Origin of the sequence: Leeuwenhoekiella palythoae (assembly GCF_020310025.1) — a bacterium.
In the GTDB taxonomy this organism is placed as follows: domain Bacteria; phylum Bacteroidota; class Bacteroidia; order Flavobacteriales; family Flavobacteriaceae; genus Leeuwenhoekiella; species Leeuwenhoekiella palythoae.
This window is the reverse complement of sequence record NZ_CP084318.1, coordinates 3,844,599-3,863,606: the sequence shown is the minus strand read 5'-3', so window position 1 is coordinate 3,863,606 and position 19,008 is coordinate 3,844,599. Positions and strand designations below refer to the sequence as shown.

Annotated in this window: 21 protein-coding genes; 6 read left to right on the top strand and 15 right to left on the bottom strand. The window is 39.0% G+C overall.

Annotated elements, in window-relative coordinates; translation table 11 throughout:
• The first annotated feature begins 34 nt into the window (after positions 1-34).
• Positions 35-688 (top strand): response regulator, encoded by a 654-nt coding sequence (locus LDL79_RS16580; protein WP_072982222.1) that lies wholly within the window; start codon positions 35-37, stop codon positions 686-688.
• Here LDL79_RS16580 and LDL79_RS16575 read toward each other — a convergent pair.
• The 4 genes from LDL79_RS16575 to smpB form a co-directional block, all read right to left on the bottom strand.
• On the bottom strand, positions 685-1,200 hold the full coding sequence (locus LDL79_RS16575) for a DinB family protein (protein WP_225598551.1): 516 nt from the start codon (positions 1,198-1,200) through the stop codon (positions 685-687). The genes LDL79_RS16580 and LDL79_RS16575 overlap by 4 nt on opposite strands.
• A 12-nt stretch (positions 1,201-1,212) precedes the next feature.
• Positions 1,213-1,602, bottom strand: a complete 390-nt coding sequence (locus tag LDL79_RS16570) for a hypothetical protein (RefSeq protein WP_225598550.1) — start codon at positions 1,600-1,602, stop codon at positions 1,213-1,215.
• Positions 1,603-1,620: 18 nt separating this feature from the next.
• A complete protein-coding gene (locus LDL79_RS16565; protein ID WP_225598549.1) occupies positions 1,621-4,080 on the bottom strand; it encodes a DUF5686 and carboxypeptidase regulatory-like domain-containing protein in 2,460 nt (819 codons plus the stop codon).
• A gap of 142 nt (positions 4,081-4,222) precedes the next feature.
• Positions 4,223-4,687 (bottom strand): SsrA-binding protein SmpB, encoded by a 465-nt coding sequence (smpB, locus tag LDL79_RS16560; RefSeq protein ID WP_072982218.1) that lies wholly within the window; start codon positions 4,685-4,687, stop codon positions 4,223-4,225.
• 110 nt (positions 4,688-4,797) lie between these two features.
• On the opposite strand from smpB, the gene LDL79_RS16555 reads away from it, so the two are divergent.
• Entirely contained in the window at positions 4,798-5,532 is a 735-nt protein-coding gene (locus LDL79_RS16555; protein ID WP_225598548.1) for a DUF6503 family protein, read from the top strand.
• Between the two features lie 41 nt (positions 5,533-5,573).
• Here LDL79_RS16555 and LDL79_RS16550 read toward each other — a convergent pair whose 3' ends face one another.
• Positions 5,574-6,116, bottom strand: coding sequence for a SixA phosphatase family protein (locus LDL79_RS16550; RefSeq protein WP_225598547.1), 543 nt, complete (start codon positions 6,114-6,116; stop codon positions 5,574-5,576).
• Between the two features lie 116 nt (positions 6,117-6,232).
• On the opposite strand from LDL79_RS16550, the gene LDL79_RS16545 reads away from it, so the two are divergent.
• On the top strand, positions 6,233-6,418 hold the full coding sequence (locus LDL79_RS16545) for a CsbD family protein (RefSeq protein WP_072982212.1): 186 nt from the start codon (positions 6,233-6,235) through the stop codon (positions 6,416-6,418).
• 77 nt (positions 6,419-6,495) lie between these two features.
• Entirely contained in the window at positions 6,496-7,788 is a 1,293-nt protein-coding gene (locus tag LDL79_RS16540) for an anthranilate synthase component I family protein (protein WP_225598546.1), read from the top strand.
• Here LDL79_RS16540 and LDL79_RS16535 read toward each other — a convergent pair.
• Entirely contained in the window at positions 7,785-8,420 is a 636-nt protein-coding gene (locus LDL79_RS16535) for a Crp/Fnr family transcriptional regulator (RefSeq protein WP_225598545.1), read from the bottom strand. The genes LDL79_RS16540 and LDL79_RS16535 overlap by 4 nt on opposite strands.
• A 130-nt stretch (positions 8,421-8,550) precedes the next feature.
• Between LDL79_RS16535 and LDL79_RS16530 the strand changes: the two genes are divergently transcribed.
• Positions 8,551-9,315: a YebC/PmpR family DNA-binding transcriptional regulator gene (locus LDL79_RS16530; RefSeq protein ID WP_225598544.1), complete on the top strand. Its 765-nt coding sequence runs from the start codon at positions 8,551-8,553 to the stop codon at positions 9,313-9,315.
• A 53-nt stretch (positions 9,316-9,368) separates the two neighbouring features.
• Here the strand turns inward: LDL79_RS16530 and LDL79_RS16525 are convergent, their stop codons facing one another.
• Positions 9,369-11,141, bottom strand: a complete 1,773-nt coding sequence (locus LDL79_RS16525; protein WP_225598543.1) for a mechanosensitive ion channel family protein — start codon at positions 11,139-11,141, stop codon at positions 9,369-9,371.
• A 305-nt stretch (positions 11,142-11,446) separates the two neighbouring features.
• Between LDL79_RS16525 and LDL79_RS16520 the strand changes: the two genes are divergently transcribed.
• The gene (locus tag LDL79_RS16520) at positions 11,447-12,982 is read left to right on the top strand and encodes a glycogen synthase (protein ID WP_225598542.1); all 1,536 of its coding nucleotides are present in this window, start codon (positions 11,447-11,449) and stop codon (positions 12,980-12,982) included.
• A gap of 3 nt (positions 12,983-12,985) precedes the next feature.
• Here the strand turns inward: LDL79_RS16520 and moaA are convergent, their stop codons facing one another.
• The 8 genes from moaA to LDL79_RS16480 are packed head-to-tail and all read right to left on the bottom strand — an operon-like array spanning position 12,986 to position 18,815.
• The gene (moaA, locus tag LDL79_RS16515; RefSeq protein WP_225598541.1) at positions 12,986-13,993 is read right to left on the bottom strand and encodes a GTP 3',8-cyclase MoaA; all 1,008 of its coding nucleotides are present in this window, start codon (positions 13,991-13,993) and stop codon (positions 12,986-12,988) included.
• Entirely contained in the window at positions 13,986-14,903 is a 918-nt protein-coding gene (gene moaCB, locus LDL79_RS16510) for a bifunctional molybdenum cofactor biosynthesis protein MoaC/MoaB (protein WP_225598540.1), read from the bottom strand. Before moaCB ends, moaA begins: the two co-directional genes overlap by 8 nt.
• A 38-nt stretch (positions 14,904-14,941) precedes the next feature.
• Entirely contained in the window at positions 14,942-15,370 is a 429-nt protein-coding gene (locus LDL79_RS16505; RefSeq protein WP_225598539.1) for a molybdenum cofactor biosynthesis protein MoaE, read from the bottom strand.
• A gap of 6 nt (positions 15,371-15,376) precedes the next feature.
• Positions 15,377-16,423, bottom strand: a complete 1,047-nt coding sequence (locus tag LDL79_RS16500) for a HesA/MoeB/ThiF family protein (protein WP_225598538.1) — start codon at positions 16,421-16,423, stop codon at positions 15,377-15,379.
• A 9-nt stretch (positions 16,424-16,432) separates the two neighbouring features.
• Positions 16,433-16,672 (bottom strand): MoaD/ThiS family protein, encoded by a 240-nt coding sequence (locus LDL79_RS16495; protein WP_072982195.1) that lies wholly within the window; start codon positions 16,670-16,672, stop codon positions 16,433-16,435.
• Complete coding sequence (locus LDL79_RS16490; RefSeq protein ID WP_225598537.1) at positions 16,673-17,251, bottom strand: molybdenum cofactor guanylyltransferase; 579 nt, start codon at positions 17,249-17,251, stop codon at positions 16,673-16,675.
• Positions 17,252-17,287: 36 nt separating this feature from the next.
• The gene (locus LDL79_RS16485; protein WP_225598536.1) at positions 17,288-17,635 is read right to left on the bottom strand and encodes a winged helix-turn-helix domain-containing protein; all 348 of its coding nucleotides are present in this window, start codon (positions 17,633-17,635) and stop codon (positions 17,288-17,290) included.
• Position 17,636: 1 nt separating this feature from the next.
• The gene (locus tag LDL79_RS16480) at positions 17,637-18,815 is read right to left on the bottom strand and encodes a molybdopterin molybdotransferase MoeA (protein ID WP_225598535.1); all 1,179 of its coding nucleotides are present in this window, start codon (positions 18,813-18,815) and stop codon (positions 17,637-17,639) included.
• Positions 18,816-19,008: the final 193 nt, after the last annotated feature.

Genomic DNA, 19,008 nt, shown 5'->3' with positions numbered 1-19,008 from the left:
GCACTTAAAACTAACCACAAATTTTACTATTTCGATGAAAAACCATGTTGTAGGAGTCGTTGATGATCACGTTCTTTTTGCACAATCCCTACAAGGGCTCATTAATAGTTTTAATGGTTTTGAGGTGGCTTTTATGGCACGTAATGGTAACGACTTGATTAATAAACTTAGTACCTGCGATAAAGAACCTGATATTCTACTCTTAGACATTAATATGCCTATAATGAATGGTTTTGAGACTATTTCCTGGCTAAATGAACACAAACCGGAAATTAAAACCATAACGCTTTCTATGGATGATGATGAAGAAACCATCATTAAAATGCTAAAAGCAGGAAGCAAAGGCTATTTGCTGAAAGATATTCACCCAGAAACACTTAATCTTGCGCTCAACCAAGTGATAGAACGCGGTCACTACTATACTGATAATGTAACTACTGCTTTACTTAAAGGTGTTTCTAAGAAAGAACAAGATACACTCCTTGAAAATTTTTCAAGTAGAGAATTAGAGTTTATGGAGCTTGCCTGTTCTGATAAAACTTATAAGGAAATTGCGAGCGAAATGTGCCTAAGTCCTAAAACTATAGACAATTACAGAGACACACTTTTTAAAAAGCTTGAGGTGCGCAGTAGAATAGGTCTGGTGCTATACGCGTTGAAAAATAAGATTGTTTCTAATGGAAACTAAAGCGTGTTTACAAAACTTGCCGTTGCGATAAGCTGACCTAAATGCCGCTGACTGTGTTCAGCAGCATGAAATAATAATCCGATTAAAGTGGATGGTAATTTTTTTCTTCCTACAGATCGAGGCTCCGTTAGCTGGTTCTCCTCTAAAGTTTTAAAATAAGTAAGGGCTTCTTCAACCTTTGCAGTAAAAACATCTATTAGTTGTTCAACAGAGAGATTAGTTTCAATCGCTTCCTCTGCCTTGAGGTACGCAAATTGTTTAGAAGATAAGGGTTCTTCTTTGGCATACGTAAGCATTCTATCTAAGACGCCGCTTAAATGCTTGAGATGAAATCCAACGGAAGCTCTTCCTGCCGGTTTGATCCATAATTTTTCCTTTGGGAAATCTTTTAACCAAAATGGTAATTCTTCATTGGTTTGCATTAGAGCAAATGCTGCAGGCTGTAATAGTACAGGCAGATCTTCAAGAGGTCCTCTTAGCCAAACTTCTGGTTGTGGTAGTTTTTCAGCCATAAATAAGTTCGTTTAGCAACCGCATTCCCCATAAATTGAAGTACTATAAACCGCTCCATTTTTGTCAGTTATTTTTAGAGTTCCTTCCCTATGATAGCGTTCTTGATCTAGTTGAATTTCTTCCTCAATTTTAACGTCTAAAGCATATTCAGATTTTTGTTCATTTTTTGGGTCAACAGCAATTAAAGAATCATTTATACTGATGTAAGCAGGAGTAGTTTCATAACTATCAATATAAATAAATTGCTGTTTTTGAAAATGCGCTTCATCTACCGCATAATAGCAACTACACCCCATAATGTCAGGAGGAAAGCCTTCTATCTGAGTTACAACGATACTTTTGTCTTTGATGCAGCTCACGAGTAACAGTGTAGAAAAGAATAGTAGTAAACCCTTGCTCATAATTTTAAAATTTGGCTTTTAAAAGCTTAGGCCGAAGACGAACGCTCCGTCTTGATTAGGGCCATTAATTGAACGCACATAATCTACCCGTAAAAATTTGAATTTACCAAAACCTAGATTACCAATCCCTGCTGAAAATTCATAATACGGTTTCTGCTCTTGGGTAATTAAGGAATGCGCACCTAGAATCAAATTAGCATTTAAACTTCGTATTCCGGGAATTTTGCCCAAAATAAAACCTTTAAAGTTATGCTCAGCGTGTCCTTCAAAATAGCTGTTGTTAGTACTAAAATCGTAGTAGGGGAGCAGGTTAAAACCATCTAAGTGTCTCCCTTGCATTTGTATTCGTGTTTGATTTCCTTGAAAATGTTGATAGTCAACAAAACTAATGTCATCGCCATTTAAAAAAGTTCCGCCGCGTAGGGTATAACCTAAATTTCCCTTGTTGCCGATGTCTAATTCTTGCTTCAACTGCGCAGCAATCTGAGTAAAATTAAAACCGGAATCTGATGCTGCAAAAGCTTGCTCAAAATTTAGAGTTAGCGTAGGGTATTTTGACTCGCTCACATTGAATTTTCCGTCAGGATAACTCATATATTTTTGATCAAAATGAATGACCGCTCTGGCATTAAATTTAGCCAACTCGTGTGGCACAATTGCAGCTGTGTCAAAATCTAGCGGCGCTAACGGATTGTTTGATTTATAGTCCACCGAATTTTTAATCCAAACTTGATCTGTGGTATTAAAAAGCGGACTACGTTTTTCGTATGCAGCGTTGGCATAGAATTGGAAGCCATTAAAAAGTTCTTCACTATAGTAAACTCGAGCAAAATCGAGTTCATAAAGCTTCATATAGTTACGTTCCCAGAAGAGTGTAGAAATGCTATTGACCAATTTAGAAATGGGCTCTTGCGCGTTAAACTGTTGCACCTTTGTTCCACCCGTAATACCCAGCGTGCGTTTATTAATTTTATTAGAACGCTTTGCAATATTTCCTGTAAAACGCAGGCGATCATCGTCAAGACCATAATTTGCATCAAGACTGGCATAGGTAGCTTGATTATATTCTTCGGTCCAAGTGTTATAAAATAAACCTGCTGTTGCATTAAAACCTTGAACGGTATTGAAATTAAGCGTAGAAGCGGGCCCGCTGTAACCTATGCGCCAGCGCTCAAAACTATTAGTAAAGCTATAACCTAATAAAGGATCTAAAATCCCAAAGGTATTAGATACTGCATCTACAGAATCTTTATAGGGTTTTGAATTGCGTTTTTCTTGAATACTATCTTTAAGTTGATAATCTGCACGCTCTTCAAGGGTCAGCGGTACCGGTCGTATTTGTTGCCAGAATAAACTGTCTTTCTTATTGGCTTCGGGCTCAAAACGCAGCACTTCATTAGAAAAAGAAGAACGCTCAAATTGCGGCTCAAAATCATAATTGCTATAAACTGCGGTAAAGCGACCATTTCCGCCAAACCCCAGAAGTTTAAAACTGAATTCAATAGTCTGCGAAATTTTTATCCATAAATCGGTTTGCGAATCGTATTTAAAATTGTGTTTAAACACCAAAGATTCTACAAAAGGCACCTGAATAGCTTTACCTGTGGTGGTGAGTTCTGCACCATAAAGTTGCCAGTCATCTTCTACAATATAAATTACGCCAGAAAATACACGGTCGTTCTCTCGTTTTGGGGTAACGGCAATTTTATTGATGAGTTTATTACCTTCTCTAAATGCCCCTAGAAGTTTATAGTTGTAGTAATTAAAGGCATTGTCTGCCAGTGGCGAAATGAGTTGCGCATTGATCTCTAACGTATTTTCATAAAAGGAATAATCAGCTTCCTGAGCACTGTTAAAGCTAAAACCGTTGTCATTTCCGCTTACTTTGCTTGCTGTGATGGTTTCATCAAAATCATCAGGAGCCTGATAAGCGATTTTTGAGATGGTTTCGCTGAGATAAACAATACCTGTACGGGTTGAGTCCAGTCCGCCGCCAAGATCTCCAATTTCTTGACCTAAGAATTTTTCAGGTGCATTTTCTACGCGCCATAAACCTCTGGAATAGAAATCTGCCGTATATGCTTTCTGTTTATCTAAAATTAACGGCTTTTGGTCAATTACAGCTTGAATGATCCTATTGGCGGGATTGCCGGTAGCATCTACAAAAACTTCATCTAGTGAGGTGGTTTCTTCCTGCAAGGTGACATTCAGCTCAAACGGAAAAGAGGTTATGCTGACTTCAACCTCTTTAGTCTGAAATCCTAAAAACTGAAAAACGATAGTGTAATTCCCGGGCTTTGCTATGGCGAGTTCATAATTGCCGTCGCCATTAGAAGTTGTACCGGTAGCCGCATTTTTCTGGTAAATATTTACATAAGGAAGTGATTCTCCATCGGTATTGCTAACCAAACCGGTGATTTGTGAAGTTCCGGTTAATGTGCTTAGCGTGAGTAGAAAAAGAAGTAGCTTTTGTTTCATAAAAGAAGTTTCAAGTAAATAATTCTTGGTGCAAGCCCCAAACCACTTTTAGGAAACAATTTTTCAATTTTCAGGCAAGCCTCAGAATATAAAATCCTTTGGTGGTGCTAATAAAGACTTTAACTACTTTAAGCCTGTTGCATTAATTATTAAATGCTTTCTTGATCTGCCCTAATCGTTTTTTAGTATCGCGCTCCTTAATGGTCTCCCGCTTGTCATACAATTTTTTACCTTTAGCTAAGGCGATTTGCATTTTTGCAAGACCGCGATCGTTGATAAAAAGCCTGAGCGGGACGATCGTAAGACCGCTATTGCGCACTTCTTTATGCAATTTATTTAACTCACGCCTGTTGAGTAAAAGTTTACGACTGCTCTTAGGATTGTGATTAAAATAGGTCGCGTGAGAATACTCTTGAATAGTCATATTGATCACAAAAAGTTCATCTTCTTGAAACTCACAAAAACTTTCGGCAATAGACGCTTTTCCTTCTCTTATAGATTTGATTTCGGTTCCTGCGAGTTTTATTCCGGCGGTATATTTATCAAGAATCTCGTATTCAAACCGAGCCTTCTTGTTTTTTATATTAATTGTATTTGCTTGCTTCATAGATTTTTTTTGCCTTGTAAGCTTATCGCTTATACTGTACAAAAGTACTAATTTCTTATTGGGCGTTCTATTGCTTTAAATTACTTTAATTTTGTTTTAAAATTTATTTGATGAGAACATTACTCCTAGGTGCTATTGCATTATTTATCGTTTCGTGTGGTGAAACTGCTGAAAATCTTAATGCCGAAAGCATAATTGCAAAAGCTATTGAAACCAGCGGTGGTACAACGATTGACACTTCTTTGATCGCCTTTCAATTTAGAGATAAATTTTATAGAGCAGATAGAAATAACGGAAGGTTTAAGCTGGAGCGTTGCACAGATGCTGCTTGTAATGATACCCTAGATCAGTTGACCAATGCCGATTTTAAGCGTTTTGTTGATCAGCAGGAAGTTGCGCTTTCTGACAGCCTAGTCGCTTCATTATCAGGAGGTGTTAATTCTGTTCATTATTTTTCGGTTTTACCTTATGGATTAGATGCCAAAGCGGTAAAACCACAATTGGTGGGTGAGGCTACTATTAAAGGAAAACACTATTATGAGGTTCAAGTAACTTTTAGCGAAGAAGGTGGCGGAGATGATTTTGAAGACACCTATATGTACTGGATCAATAAAACAGATTTTACCGTAGATTATTTAGCATATAACTATCTCGTAAATGAGGGCGGAACGCGTTTTCGCGAAGCGTATAACATTAGAGAGGTTGAAGGAATACGTTTTGCAGATTACAACAATTATGAACCTGCCGAAAAGTTTCCGCCGTTACAATCTTTAGATAGTTTATATACATCCGGAAGCTTAAGCTTGCTTTCTAAAATAGAATTAGAAGATGTAACTGTCAAATGATATTCGCAGGGCTTCACACGAATTTTTAGGCTTGATAAAAGCTATTCAGCGCTCCAGTCATTAAAATCTTTGAGCTCTACTTGGGCGCTTCCATTTTTGACGGTTACGACATATAAATATCCATACAGATCGTCGTCGATCTCGTCATATTTGTTTTCCCCAAGAATAGCATTCACAAAAGCGGGAGTCGTATTGCTGTGACCCACGACCAATACCGTTTTACCCGCAGTTTCTTGCTGAAATTCGGCATCATATAAATGCGTAGGATCATACAATTTAACGTTTACCCCTTGTGCTTCTGCAGTTGGCTGAGCAGTGGCTAGGGTACGCTTATAATCGGTGCTGTACACCGCATCAAAGTCCACATCACGTAATTCTTCAGCCCAAAATTGTGCACGCTGCTTTCCGGCGTCGTTTAATTCAGGATCAGAACCTGCATCAGGACCACGCATTTTATCAGCATGCCGAATTAAATAGTAGGTAGCATCCAAAGAAACAGGCGCAGCTTGCGCAGTTGCTTTAGGGGTGTCTTTACAAGAAATAATTGCAAGAAGAAGCGTACAAAGGAGTATGGTTTTTTTCATAAATTGAATTTAGACATTTTTAACGTAACCCGCATAAACCTTAGGTTTTTCTTGTGCTAGGCCGGGGTGATTAATCTGTACTTTTAAATAGTATTAATTACAAAAACTATAAAGCTATGAATTCTGATCAATTAGAAGGAAAATGGAAACAAGTAAAAGGGAAATTTAAAGAAGAGTATGGCGATGTGACCGAAGATGACACAAAGCACGCTGAAGGTAAATTTGAACAAATGCTTGGAAAACTTCAAGAAAAAACCGGTAAAACCAAAGAAGAAATTAAGGATTGGATCGATAAGCAATAAGCAGATCACAATTAATTAAAAAGGAACCGCTAGCAATAGCGGTTTTTTTTATTTCTAAACTGTACTTTCGCAAGGCTATGCGCATAGAAAAATCAGTAGAAATTCCGCAAGATCTTCCCTTGCTTCAGCAGCTTGTTTGCTGGGCAAATCAGGAGCTGGTTTCTTGTTTGCTGTTATCAAACAATCAGGTGGATGCTTATGGCGCTTACGATTATGTATTTGCTGCCGGAGCACAAGAGTCCCTACAAGTTTCTACAGGAACCGCTTTTGAAGCGCTGAAAGCCTTTAGAAAACGCACGCAAGATTTCCTTCTGGGATACTTTTCTTATGATCTGAAAAATGAACTGGAAGAAGTCAAGTCAGAGAACCTAGACGGACTCGATTTCCCTGATCTGTTTTTCTTTCAGCCTAAAAAATTATGGCTGGTTAAAAAGAATGAAATTACCTGTTTATACCTCCCGGAATATGCAAACGAACTTGATGCTGATATTGACAAAGTTTTTAATCAAGCATTTCAAATAGAAAATACAGTCGCGTCTGAAAAACCGCGTATTCAAGTGCGGTTTAACCGGGATGCCTATTGTGCGCAGGTTTCTAAAATGCTCGACCACATCAAACGCGGCGATATTTATGAGGCTAATTTCTGTCAGGAATTTTATAGCGAAGCTGCAATTGATCCTGTTGCGAGCTTTTTACATCTCAATGTAATTTCTAAAGCTCCATTTGCTGCTTTCTTCAAAAATGAAACACAATATGCCTTATGTTCCTCACCTGAACGTTTTTTGACAAAGCGGGGGACTCAGCTTATCAGCCAGCCTATAAAAGGTACGGCACCACGCAGTTTAAATGCCACTGAAGATGCTTTTCTCGCCCGCCAACTTGCCGCTGATGCTAAAGAGCGTACGGAAAATATAATGATCACAGATCTAGTGCGTAATGATCTTTCAAAAAAAGCCTTAAAAGGAAGCGTAAGAGTCGAAGAACTCTGCAAAGTTTACAGTTTTAAACAAGTGCATCAGATGATCTCGACCATCAGCGCTCAAGTTGATGCTGATGAAGATCCTGTAGCGTTGATAAAAATGGCATTCCCAATGGGAAGTATGACCGGTGCACCTAAGGTTTCTGCAATGCAAATCATTGAACAATTAGAGAATCATAAACGTGGTTTGTACAGTGGCAGCATAGGTTATTTTGAACCCAATGGTGATTTTGATTTTAATGTGATGATTAGAAGTATTCTGTATAATGCGGCAAAGCCTTACGTCTCATTTTCTGTAGGAAGCGCGATCACTGCACAAGCCTTACCTGAAAAGGAGTATCAAGAGTGCTTACTTAAAGCCAAAGCCATGCGCGAGGCTTTAGAGCTTTAATCTAATGCTATAAGTTCAATTTTGTTTCGTTGAATTTTTATACGACCCTCCAATTCGAGTTTTTTTAATAAGCGTGAAATCACCACGCGAGAGGTATGCATTTCATAAGCAATATCTTGATGCGTACTTGACAGAAAATTACTTTGCATCAGTTTCTGTTTGTCTCTTAAATAGCGTAAAAGCCGCTCGTCCATACGCATAAAAGCAATACTGTCTATGGTATCCAGCATTTCCATCAGGCGATTTTGGTAGCTGTCAAAAATAAAGTTCCGCCAGGATTTGTAATTGGAGCTCCATTCTTCCATTTTTTGAATAGGAATCATGATAAGCACCGTGTCGAGTTCGGCGATTGCTCGTATTTCGCTTTTTCGTTGGCCTCGATTAAAAGATAACGTCAGCGCGCACGTATCGCCTTTCTCAAGAAAATACAGTAGGAGTTCATCACCCTGAGCATCCTCTCGCAAAATCTTGATAGCTCCGGATACTAATAAAGGCATTGCGGTGATATACTGACCGATTTCCATAAGCTTCTCGCCTTCAGAGACTTCTTTTAAAATTCCGGCTTTTGCGATTTCTTCTAAAAGGTTTGGCTCAAAAATATGTGCGTAATGCTGTTCTAATAATGCTCTCATAATTTCAAATGTAAACCGAAAAACTCAGTTGCGCGGTTCAATTTAATTCAGAAAGCATTAAAAAAGGGTTAAAGTGCTTGTTCTGCGTAGATAATCTTTTAGATTGACGGGTACACTAATTTGAAATTATATGGCAGGACATAGCAAATGGGCAAATATTAAACACAGAAAAGGAGCCCAAGACAAAAAGCGCGCGAAGCAATTTACACGCGCCATTAAAGAGATTACGGTGGCGATTAAAGAAAACAATCAAAATGGCGATCCCGATTCTAACCCGGCGTTGCGTAATGCGATCCAGAATGCCAAAGGTGTCAATATGCCTAAAGACACAATAGACCGTGCTATTAAAAAAGCCTCGGGAGCAGATGCAGACAGCTATGAGCAAATGACCTTTGAAGGTTACGGCCCACACGGCATCGCTTTTTTTATTGAGTGTACCACAGATAATACAAACCGAACCATCGCTTCGGTGCGTTCTATTTTTTCAAAAAATGGAGGAAGTTTAGGTACCAATGGTTCGCTCGAATTTTTATTTGACCGAAAAGGTGTTTTTACGTTAGACAAAACTTCTATCGAACGCGATTGGGAGCTGCTGCAACTCGAATTGATTGAAGGCGGAGCCGAATCTTTTGAGAACCACGACGATGTTTTTGTGATCTATACGGCATTTACCGATTTTGGTAAAATGGCGCAGCATCTTGAAGATCTGAATATCGAAACTAAAAATGCCGAATTACAGCGTATTCCATTAAATACCATCGAATTGCCCCTTAGTGAGGCAAAACAAATTTTAAATCTTGCTGAAAAATTTGAGGATGACGATGATGTTCAGAATGTTTTTCACACTCTTGAATTTTCCGAAGAATTGGAATTGTCTTTAGATGAAGAAGAGTAGCCTCTAGATAAAATCAAAGAATTACATATTCTGAAGCTAGTCTTTGAGGGAGCCTACTTTTCTTCTCCTGATCCATCCGAAGATTTTGACTGTTCGATAGGGAGCTTGTTTTCAAATTGAATACGCGATTTAGAAAGGTGTTTACCATTTTCTAAACTGCAAATGTATTTTATGAGCTTTTCGCGTAATCTACAATGTAAATCCCAAGTAGTAGAAGCGTCTTTAGAGCTACATAAGGCCCTTAGCTCCAATGCATTTTCAGTAACACCAACCACTTGAACTGTGGGCGGAGTATCACGATCCCAGTCTTTTTCGGCTTCTAAAAGTTCTTCAAATTTATTACGAACTAAATCCACGTCAATCTCATAATCCGCATAAAGGATTATAGGGCGCACTTGATGTGCACTGGTCATCGACCAATTTTCAAAGGTGTTTGAAATAATGTTTTTTAAGGGCACCACCAAGCGTCGTAAATCCCAAGTACGAACTACCATATACGTAAACCGAATGTCTTCAACATAGCCCCAATCGTCTTCAATAATAACGGTATCTCCTATGCGTGCGGGACGGGTTATGGCGATCTGAATTCCGGCGATGATATTTCCTAGGGTACTTTGTGCCGCAACCCCTAAAATCACGGTTGCAAGACCCGCAGAAGCAATAAGGGAAATTCCTAATTTTTCTAAAGATCTAAATTGGGAAAGGATTACTGAGATCCCCACAATGATCACCACAAAAGTTATTACCCTGCGCGCCACCGAAATATAAGTCATCATCATTCGGGATTCGTTATTTTCTTCGGGGTTGGCATCGCCAATTTTGGTTTCGGCAACATACACCATAAAAGAATCAATAAAACGCATAATAAACCACGTGATCGATAGAATTACTGCGATAAGCAAAATAGCATACAACGTACTGGCAAACGTTCCACCAAATGAAATCAATTTATTTAAAGCGATGTAGAAGAAAATCACGCCGATGGCCCAACCTGCTGGTGTTGCAAGCCTTTTAGCTATGGTGTTGACCCAGGCTTTTTCAGATTTTCTAAAAAGTCTTCTAAAGAATATTAAACTTATCTTCCCAAGAAAATAGCTGAGCACGATAAGAATAAAGGTTCCCACGACTTTCCACACTGGCATATTTAAAAAGCGTACGCGTGCCCAATCTGGCATCATACGATCTAGCTCTCGAGGGCCATAGGTCTCATATAGGCCGTCTATATTCTCCACAGTATTTGATGAAATGAGCCAAAACGCACCAAACTCTTTATACTTCACCCGTTGCAGTCGCAAAACAACATCTTTACCCTCAAGATCAATCTCACCAAACACAATGCTTCGCATTGGTTTACCGGCGATTGCTTGGTTAGTGGTTGTGCTAATATCTATCTGACCATCAGGACGATCAGATAGTCCGCCCCAATCAATTTTAACTCGTTGATTGAGCACGAAATATAGCTTTTCAGCTAGCGTAGAGGCTTCTTCCTGCGTGAGATTATTGGGAAGCAAATTAAAGTTGAGTGCATAAGATGCTTCCTTAAAATTATTATTGCGAGCGCTGCTGATAAAATGCTCAAGGGTCGCCTGAGGAGACTGAAAATTCAGTTTGTTAGGCGGTAGTCCGTTAGGCATATTCAACCTATTAATCACATAATAGGCTTCATTATATTCTTGAATCGCGTTAGGCAAAAAGGCTCCATCTTCAGGAACGGTAGCTTCACTATCGGGTAGATTGGCACCAGATTTTGCATTGGTAGAATCTTGAGCGAAGCCATTAAAATTTAACAATAGAATAAAGAGGAGAAGGATATGGTTAGCTTTCATAAGTTGAAATTTACGGTCAAATTTTAACAGCAGGTATTAGTGTTTCGTTAAAACCACCTAGGGAACAGCGCAGCGCTAAAACTTTCACAAGCTTTTAAGAATATTAAATGTATAATTCACGGTTATTTACATAGTTATACAATATTTTTAGAGCATCAGTAAAGTATACGGTCTGTTTAAAATCGAACAGATTATGGTTAATTGAGCATATTAAAATCGTGGGTTTTGCGATTAATATTGTTACAGTATTTTACTGTTATAAATCTGTTTTTCAGATAAGTAACCAACTATTTTTAATTCTGTAAATGAAAAATTTTTTATTTGTTTGTGCCGAAAATGACGCTTTAGCTCATTGTAAAGCCGGTGGTATGGCAGACGTGGTACGCGATGTTCCTAGACAGATTGCCGCAAGCGGCGATCAGGTTCATGTTGTGGTGCCTGCGTACAACCGTTTGCACAAAAACGGCCGACTCATCACAGAATTAAAATTCAATATCAGGGGAGAAGCAACTCTCGCTTCAATTTATGAGGTCGAACCTAAAAAGCAAATTCCGGGGATTACACATTATGTCATTGATCATCCGGAAATCGTTGAGGGGAATATCGCACATATTTATAATGACGACCCGGAAGAACCTTTTTTTACTGATGCCGTAAAGTATTTTATTTTTAATACTGCAGTAGCACAGGCGGTAAAGCAAAATTTGTTTGACCATATTGATGTCGTGCATTTACACGATTGGCACACGGCGTTACTGTTATTTCATAGAGCTTTTCATCAAGATTTCACGATATTAAAAGACAGCAAATTTGTTTACAGTATTCACAATCTAAGTTTACAAGGGATTAGACCTTTGAATAATAATTTTGCGTCTATCAATAATTTTTTTCCGGAGCTGGGCTACGAGTATGATAAAGTGAAAGATCCCAGATATAATGACTGCATTAACTTGATGGCAGTGGGAATTCGCCTTGCCGATAAAGTGCACACGGTGAGTCCGTCTTATATGCAAGACATTATGAGACCTAGTCATAAGCCTGAATTTATTGGAGGAGAAGGCCTAGAAGAAGATTTACGAACCGCTTTTGCCGAAGGTAGACTGCACGGCATTTTGAATGGTGTGAACTATAAAAATATGCGCGTAGCAAAAAAAGGGAATCTGTACGCCAATATTCTTGTTCAAATCTTTAAATGGATTCAGGAAGAATCAAAAAAATACAAGTCTGACATTTTGGCGAATACAGGTGAAAAAGTGGTGCATCTACTCTTGAATCCACCCAGTTTTGTAGCGTCTAGTGTAGCGCGTATGACTGAGCAAAAGTTTTATTTCTTCAAGCGTAATCCCGAAGCGCTAAAGGCTATTTTAACCAATCTGGAATCTCAGAATGGTATATTTATTCTTCTAGGTACCGGCGAGCCGGAGTATGAGCGTTTGATGCGCGATATTAGTTATGAGCACGCCAATTTTATTTTCATAAATGGCCAATCTGAAGATATCATAGATTCTATTTATCTGGAGTCTAATTTATATTTTATGCCAAGTCTTTTTGAGCCGTGTGGCATTAGCCAAATGCTCGCCATGCGAAATGGTGTTCTTTGTTTAGTGCATCACACAGGCGGACTCATTGATACCGTGCGGGATGGGGTAGATGGTTTTGCTTTTTACGGGTCACACATCGACGAGACGGTAACAAATATGGTGAAAGCTTTTGCAAATTGTATAGAGGTATTTCAAAATGATCGTAAACGCTGGGGCGTTATGCGCCGAAAGGCTAAAGCTGTGCGTTTTTCCTGGGAAGATTCGGTGAAAAAATATTATGACAAGCTCTATACGTACTAAAGTCTAACCGCCAATCGCGATCATACTACGGTTGTTACTGTGTAGATCAGGATTGGTAAGTTGGTCAAAATCAGTCATACCGGCGCGTACAGCTTTTTTGGCGTTCAATGCAGCATCAATAAGTTCTTCTAGTTTTTCGCCTTCGCGAAAAGGTTTCAACAGGTTTGTTTCTTCATTAGAAAACAGGCAATTTTTCAATTTTCCGTCTGCGGTTAGTCGAATACGGTTACAACTATCACAAAACGGATTAGTAACCGAACTGATTATACCGAAGGTTCCTTGAAACCCTTCGATCTTAAAATTACGCGCGGTAAAGTTTTTCTCGTTAGGAAGTGGTTGCAAGGCTTCGACACCAAAATGATCAGTCACCCGATTGATGACCTCGGCCTGAGATACTAGTTTTTCTTTATTCCAGGCATTTCCATCAAAAGGCATAAACTCAATAAAGCGCACATTGATCGCTCGTGCTTTGGTGAGATTAATAAAATCTACAATTTCATCTTCATTAAAATTTTTCATCAAGACCGCATTAACCTTGACATTAAAACCTTCTTTAATGAGTTGTTCAATATTCTCAAATGCTTTTTTGTACTGATCTCTTCTGGTGATGAGCTTAAATTTTTCGGCATTTAAACTATCAAGACTCACGTTAATATCGTGAAGCCCGTAGCGTTTAAAATCTTCAATAAAACGATGAGTAAGCAGCGCATTGGTGGTGATCGATAACTTTACGGGGAGTTTAGCTAAACGCGCTAAAATAGCTGTAAAATCCTTGCGTACAAGAGGTTCGCCACCGGTTAGTCTAATTTTAGTTACTCCGTGATCAACAAATACTTTGGCGAAAGTTTCGATCTCATCTGCGGTCATAAGATGCGACCGAGGACTTAATGGAATTCCGTCGTGCGGCATACAATATGTGCAGCGTAAATTACATTTTTCGCTTAGCGAAATCCGTAAATAGCTGTGCTTGCGACCGTGCGTATCTGTTAATATTGAAGTTGTACTATTCATTGGCTTGGTGTTGTGCACCTCTTAAAATTTTAAAAACATGTAATAAATGCGGGAAAACAGCATCCATAGATTCTTTGGCTCCGTTAGTGGAACCGGGTAATGCCAAAACGAGGCAATTTCCCAGCGTTCCTACCACGCTGCGGGAAAGCATAGCATAGGGCATACGGTCCTGACCATATTTGCGAATGGCTTCTTCAACCCCCGGAATTCTACGCTCTAAAATAGGTTCAAGCGCTTCTGGAGTGACATCACGCATACTCAGGCCTGTTCCGCCCGTGTAGATCAATAAGTTGACCACTTCAGAAAGCTCCATTGCTTTGTTGCGAATGGTTTGCAAATCATCAGGGATGATCTCATAGCCTTGTATCTGCACATCACTGGCTTGAAGTTTCTCCATAATTGCTTTACCGGCGCGATCTTCTTTTTTTCCTTCAGAAATTGAATCTGAACATACAATAACATGCGCACTAAGTCGCGACGGATTCTGATCTTTAAAACTGCTTTTGCCGCCTTTTTTGTGCAGAAGCTTCACGTTGTTGATCTCTATACCTTTATCAATAGGTTTGAGCATATCATACATCGTCAACGCGATCACCGAAGCACCGTGCATCGCTTCAACTTCTACACCGGTTTTGTAAACGGTTTTAACCGTAATCTCAATAAAGACCTGTAAACCTTCAATACGATATTCAACCGCGGTATATTCTACCGGTAACGGATGACAGTCAGGAATTGAGGTATGCGTATTTTTTACGGCAAACAAACCCGCAGTTTTTGCCATTTCAAACACATTGCCTTTGGGTACGGCGTTGCGCTGCAACGCATCTATAGTTTCTTGTTTACTAACGCGTACCGTGGCTTGAGCGGTAGCAGATCTTAACGTATTTATTTTATGTGTGATGTCAACCATAATGGAAATTTCAGAATTTGTGATGGAAAGCTTTAAGATTAACTATTGACTTTCCATTGGTGGGTTTCATCTTCAAAAATCTCTTTTCCGAAGATTGGAGTGTGTTCTTTCACTTGGTTTACCAGCCATTCGGTAGCAGCATAAACTTCTTTTCTGCGCACCGCGGAAACAAAAACAAAAAAGCAGATTTCTCCAGCCTTTATTGTTCCCAGACTGTGGTAAATATGCATACAGATCAGATCGAATTTTTCAAAAGCAGCCTCACGAATTTCGTTTAGCTTGGTGTTTGCCAGTTCTTCGTAACAAGTGTATTCAATAGCGGCAACATTTTTGCCATCTACAGCATCTGCACGCACCTGACCTAAAAAGATATTGTGTGCACCAATGCTAGTCTTAGATTGATGTTTAGCGATAGCATCGCCAATAAATTCACTACTGATGGGACCTTCTATAAATACTTTTTTCATAATCTTTTACTTTATGATCGTTACTGGTGTAACGAGATTTTTAAGTTGCGTAGCATTTTCTGCCAGAGGCTTTATGTTAATGTGATTTTCTTTTAAATAGTTAACGGCTTGTAATGCTCGTTGACCACTTTGGCAAAAAACATAATAGTTTTGTTCTGGTTTGAACAAAGATTTATTTTGCGATAACTCTGAAAGCGGAATTTCCAAAACCGCAGGATGCTTGATTCTGGGTTGCTCCTCAAGATTGCGAACGTCTAATAATATAGCGTGCTCTAGAAATTCTTGCTTAAAATTGACCTGAATGTTTTCGGACTTATTATGGTTTTCATCAAAAAAATCTTGAGTGATCTCAACTGATTCTTTTTTAGAAAATTTGAATTTCTCTTGGTGCGCCGTCAACGTATTGTACACGAGCAATTCTCCAGAAAGAATACTGCCGGTTTGCAAGATGATTTTCATCACTTCTGCGGCTTGCAGCATACCTATAATTCCCACGCTTGTTCCTAAAACGCCGGCTTCGGCACAGCTAGGTACTTCAACCGCCTTTGGAAATAAACAGCGATAGGTTGGTCCATTATTGTAATTGAATACCGAAACCTGACCTTCAAAACGGTGAATGCTTCCGTATATTACGGGTTTTGAAGTGAGCACAGCAGCGTCATTTATGAGATAACGCACATTAATGCGATCTGTAGCATCGACTATAATATTGTATTGATCAAATAATTCTAGTGCGTTCTTTCCACTTAAATATTCCGGATAGCCGGTAATAGTACATTGAGGTTGTTGCTTTTGAAGCACTTGTTTTGCTTGCTCAACCTTAAATGCACCCAAATATTCTGGGGTATATAAAATCTGGCGGTGCAGGTTACTTTCTTCAATACGATCGCCATCAACAATGCCCAAATGCCCAACACCCGCAGCAGCAAGATAGGGCAGAAGAGCGCAGCCCAAACCACCGGCTCCAATCACGAGCACTCGTGCATCAGCAATTTGCTGCTGGCCCTGTTCCCCAACTTGAGGTAATATGATTTGACGTTGATAGTGATTCATAATTTTTGTTTAACCTCCGGCATAGGGTGGAAGCAACGCAATAACATCTCCTTCTTTTAGCGTCACATTTTCATCCTGATCAATAAGTTTTTGATTGATCGCCAGCTGAAATGGAATATGGCCTATCGCATTGTTTTTTTTTAGATGATCTAAAAGCGCGGCCGAGGTATGTTGCTCAATACCGCGTGTTTCTTCGTGTGTACCCAGAACATCTACTAATTGTCCAAAATATTTAAGTGTAACTTCCATTCAATTCAATTCTTGTTCAACACGCGCTAAAACCTCAGGCGTATTGATATTAGTAAAAGCCCGTTCTTCTGTAAAATTAAGGGCTATGTAATTGTTCGTTTTGATAAAATCAAATAATCTTAACTGATCCTTCTCTAAATGCGCTTCCAGATTCTTGAGTATTTTTTTACTGTAAATCCCTATAAGCGGATGCCAATTGGTCGCTGTTTCGGCAAATATGATATCTGCTGTTTTCTTTTCAGCTATCAAACGTTTAAGAACTGATGTATCTAAAAGCGGAATGTCACAACTCAAGATCAAAATACGCTCCTGATTTGTGTGTTTTAGCGCCGCGTGAATACCACCTAACGGACCCTTATCTTTATAATGATCATTTATAATTGGAAGCCCAAAACGGCTATACTCCGAGTTTTGTGTGACAAAAACTATTTCTTTAGAAACCTCATTTATTCCGCTGATTATATGATCTATAAAATGCTTTTCTTGAAGCATGGCTAAACCTTTGTCACGACCCATTCTTGAGCTTTTTCCGCCGCAAAGAATATAAATCGGAATGTTATGTGCAGAAGATTCAGTCATCTATTTTTTTATTCGAGTGTCGTCCCAACGGAAGCTCTAAAGGCTTGCCCCCAGATAGTTTACTTCTTTAAATTTCTCATTCAAAAATTCTTCGCAGGCAGCGTTTAATTGTTCAAATTCTACGATCATTTCTTTTCCATAATCGGTTAAATAAGTTCCACCGCCAGATTTTCCACCGGTATTGGTCACCACAAGTGGATATTTAGCAGTAGAATTCATCGCATTGATTAGCCCCCAAGCTTTTTTATAAGACATCTTCATCGCTCTGGCGGCAGCACTAATAGATTGCGTTTCTTGAACTTTTTTTAAAAGTTCAATGCGACCATAGCCTAAAAAAACACTGCCTTCATCCTCAATCCAAACTCTACTTTTTATCTGCATCATCCTAAAAGTTTAAATCAATATAACCTACCTGCTGGCCTTTTTCTAGAATCTCTTGACCTTCTTCAACCACAAGAAGTGCGTTGCTTAAAGCATAAGTATTCAGCATCGAACTAGCCTGACCTGTGTAAGGTGTAATGGTATCATCTGCTACCCCGGCTTTCAAAAACAGAGTTTTACCAATAGGATTTTTTACAGATTCTGTTAATCTGGCTTTACGCGTTGGTAAAAAAGGCGATAGACTTCCCATACGTGCTCTTAAGTGCGGTAAAACATAGACGTAAAATGCGGTCAGACTAGATGCCGGATTACCTGGCAATCCAAAAACTGATTTAGAATCTTTGATACCAAACCATAATGGTTTTCCCGGTTTTTGATTGACCTTGTAAAAATGTTCAGTGACCGAATTTGCTTTTAACGCCTCTTGTACAAAATCATAATCTCCTACTGAAATCCCACCGGACACTAAGAGTACATCGTGAGTTTCTAAAGCTTGCGCTATACTATTTTTAGTTTCTTCAAAAGTGTCTTTTGCTTCAACAAGAGTGACTTCAATAATCCCCAAACGAGCTAAAGCATTTTTCAGCATAATGCCATTGCTTTCATAAATATGATTGGGTTCTAGTGGCGTTCCGGGTTCTTGCAACTCGTCTCCGGTCATCAGGACAGCAACTTTAGGCAAACTGTAAACTGAAACTTCTGTGATGCCTAAACCTGCTAAAAATCCTATGCTTGCTTCATTAATTGTATGTCCTTGCTCTAACACTTTTACTCCTTCAGTTACTTGTTCGCCCACCGGTCTTATGTTAGCTCCTTTGGCTGGCAGTTTTTGCAGGTGTAATATTTGATCTTCGAACTGGGTGTGTTCCTGTATAATTACTGTATCTGCAGCATTAGGTACGGGAGCCCCCGTAAAAATGCGAATTGCTTCCCCTTTTTTTAATTGGGGCACTTTTGTAGCACCGGCTTGAACTTTACCGGCCAATGTCAACGAAGTGATTCCTTCCTCAAAAATAAATGCGTAACCATCCATGGCTGACTGCCGAAACGGTGGTAATGATATAGGCGCGTTTATCGCTTCAGCTAAATAGCGCTGGCGACTTTTAGATACAGGTACTAAAGTCCTTGGTAAAAGGCTAGCCTTTTCTATAACTATTTTTTGAGCCTGAGCAACTGAAATCATTTTTAAAAAGCGTTATGTTTTAGCGAATATAACGAAATCTATTTCATACATCAACGATATCGCCTTTTCGTTAACAGGCTTTTAGGAGCTTCTCAAGAATTTCGACTTTTATTTAGTTTTTCCTTAATAGCGCGCTGTGACTATAATGGCTAAATTGTTTTTTGAAATCATTCAGCATAAAAATTTAGAAATA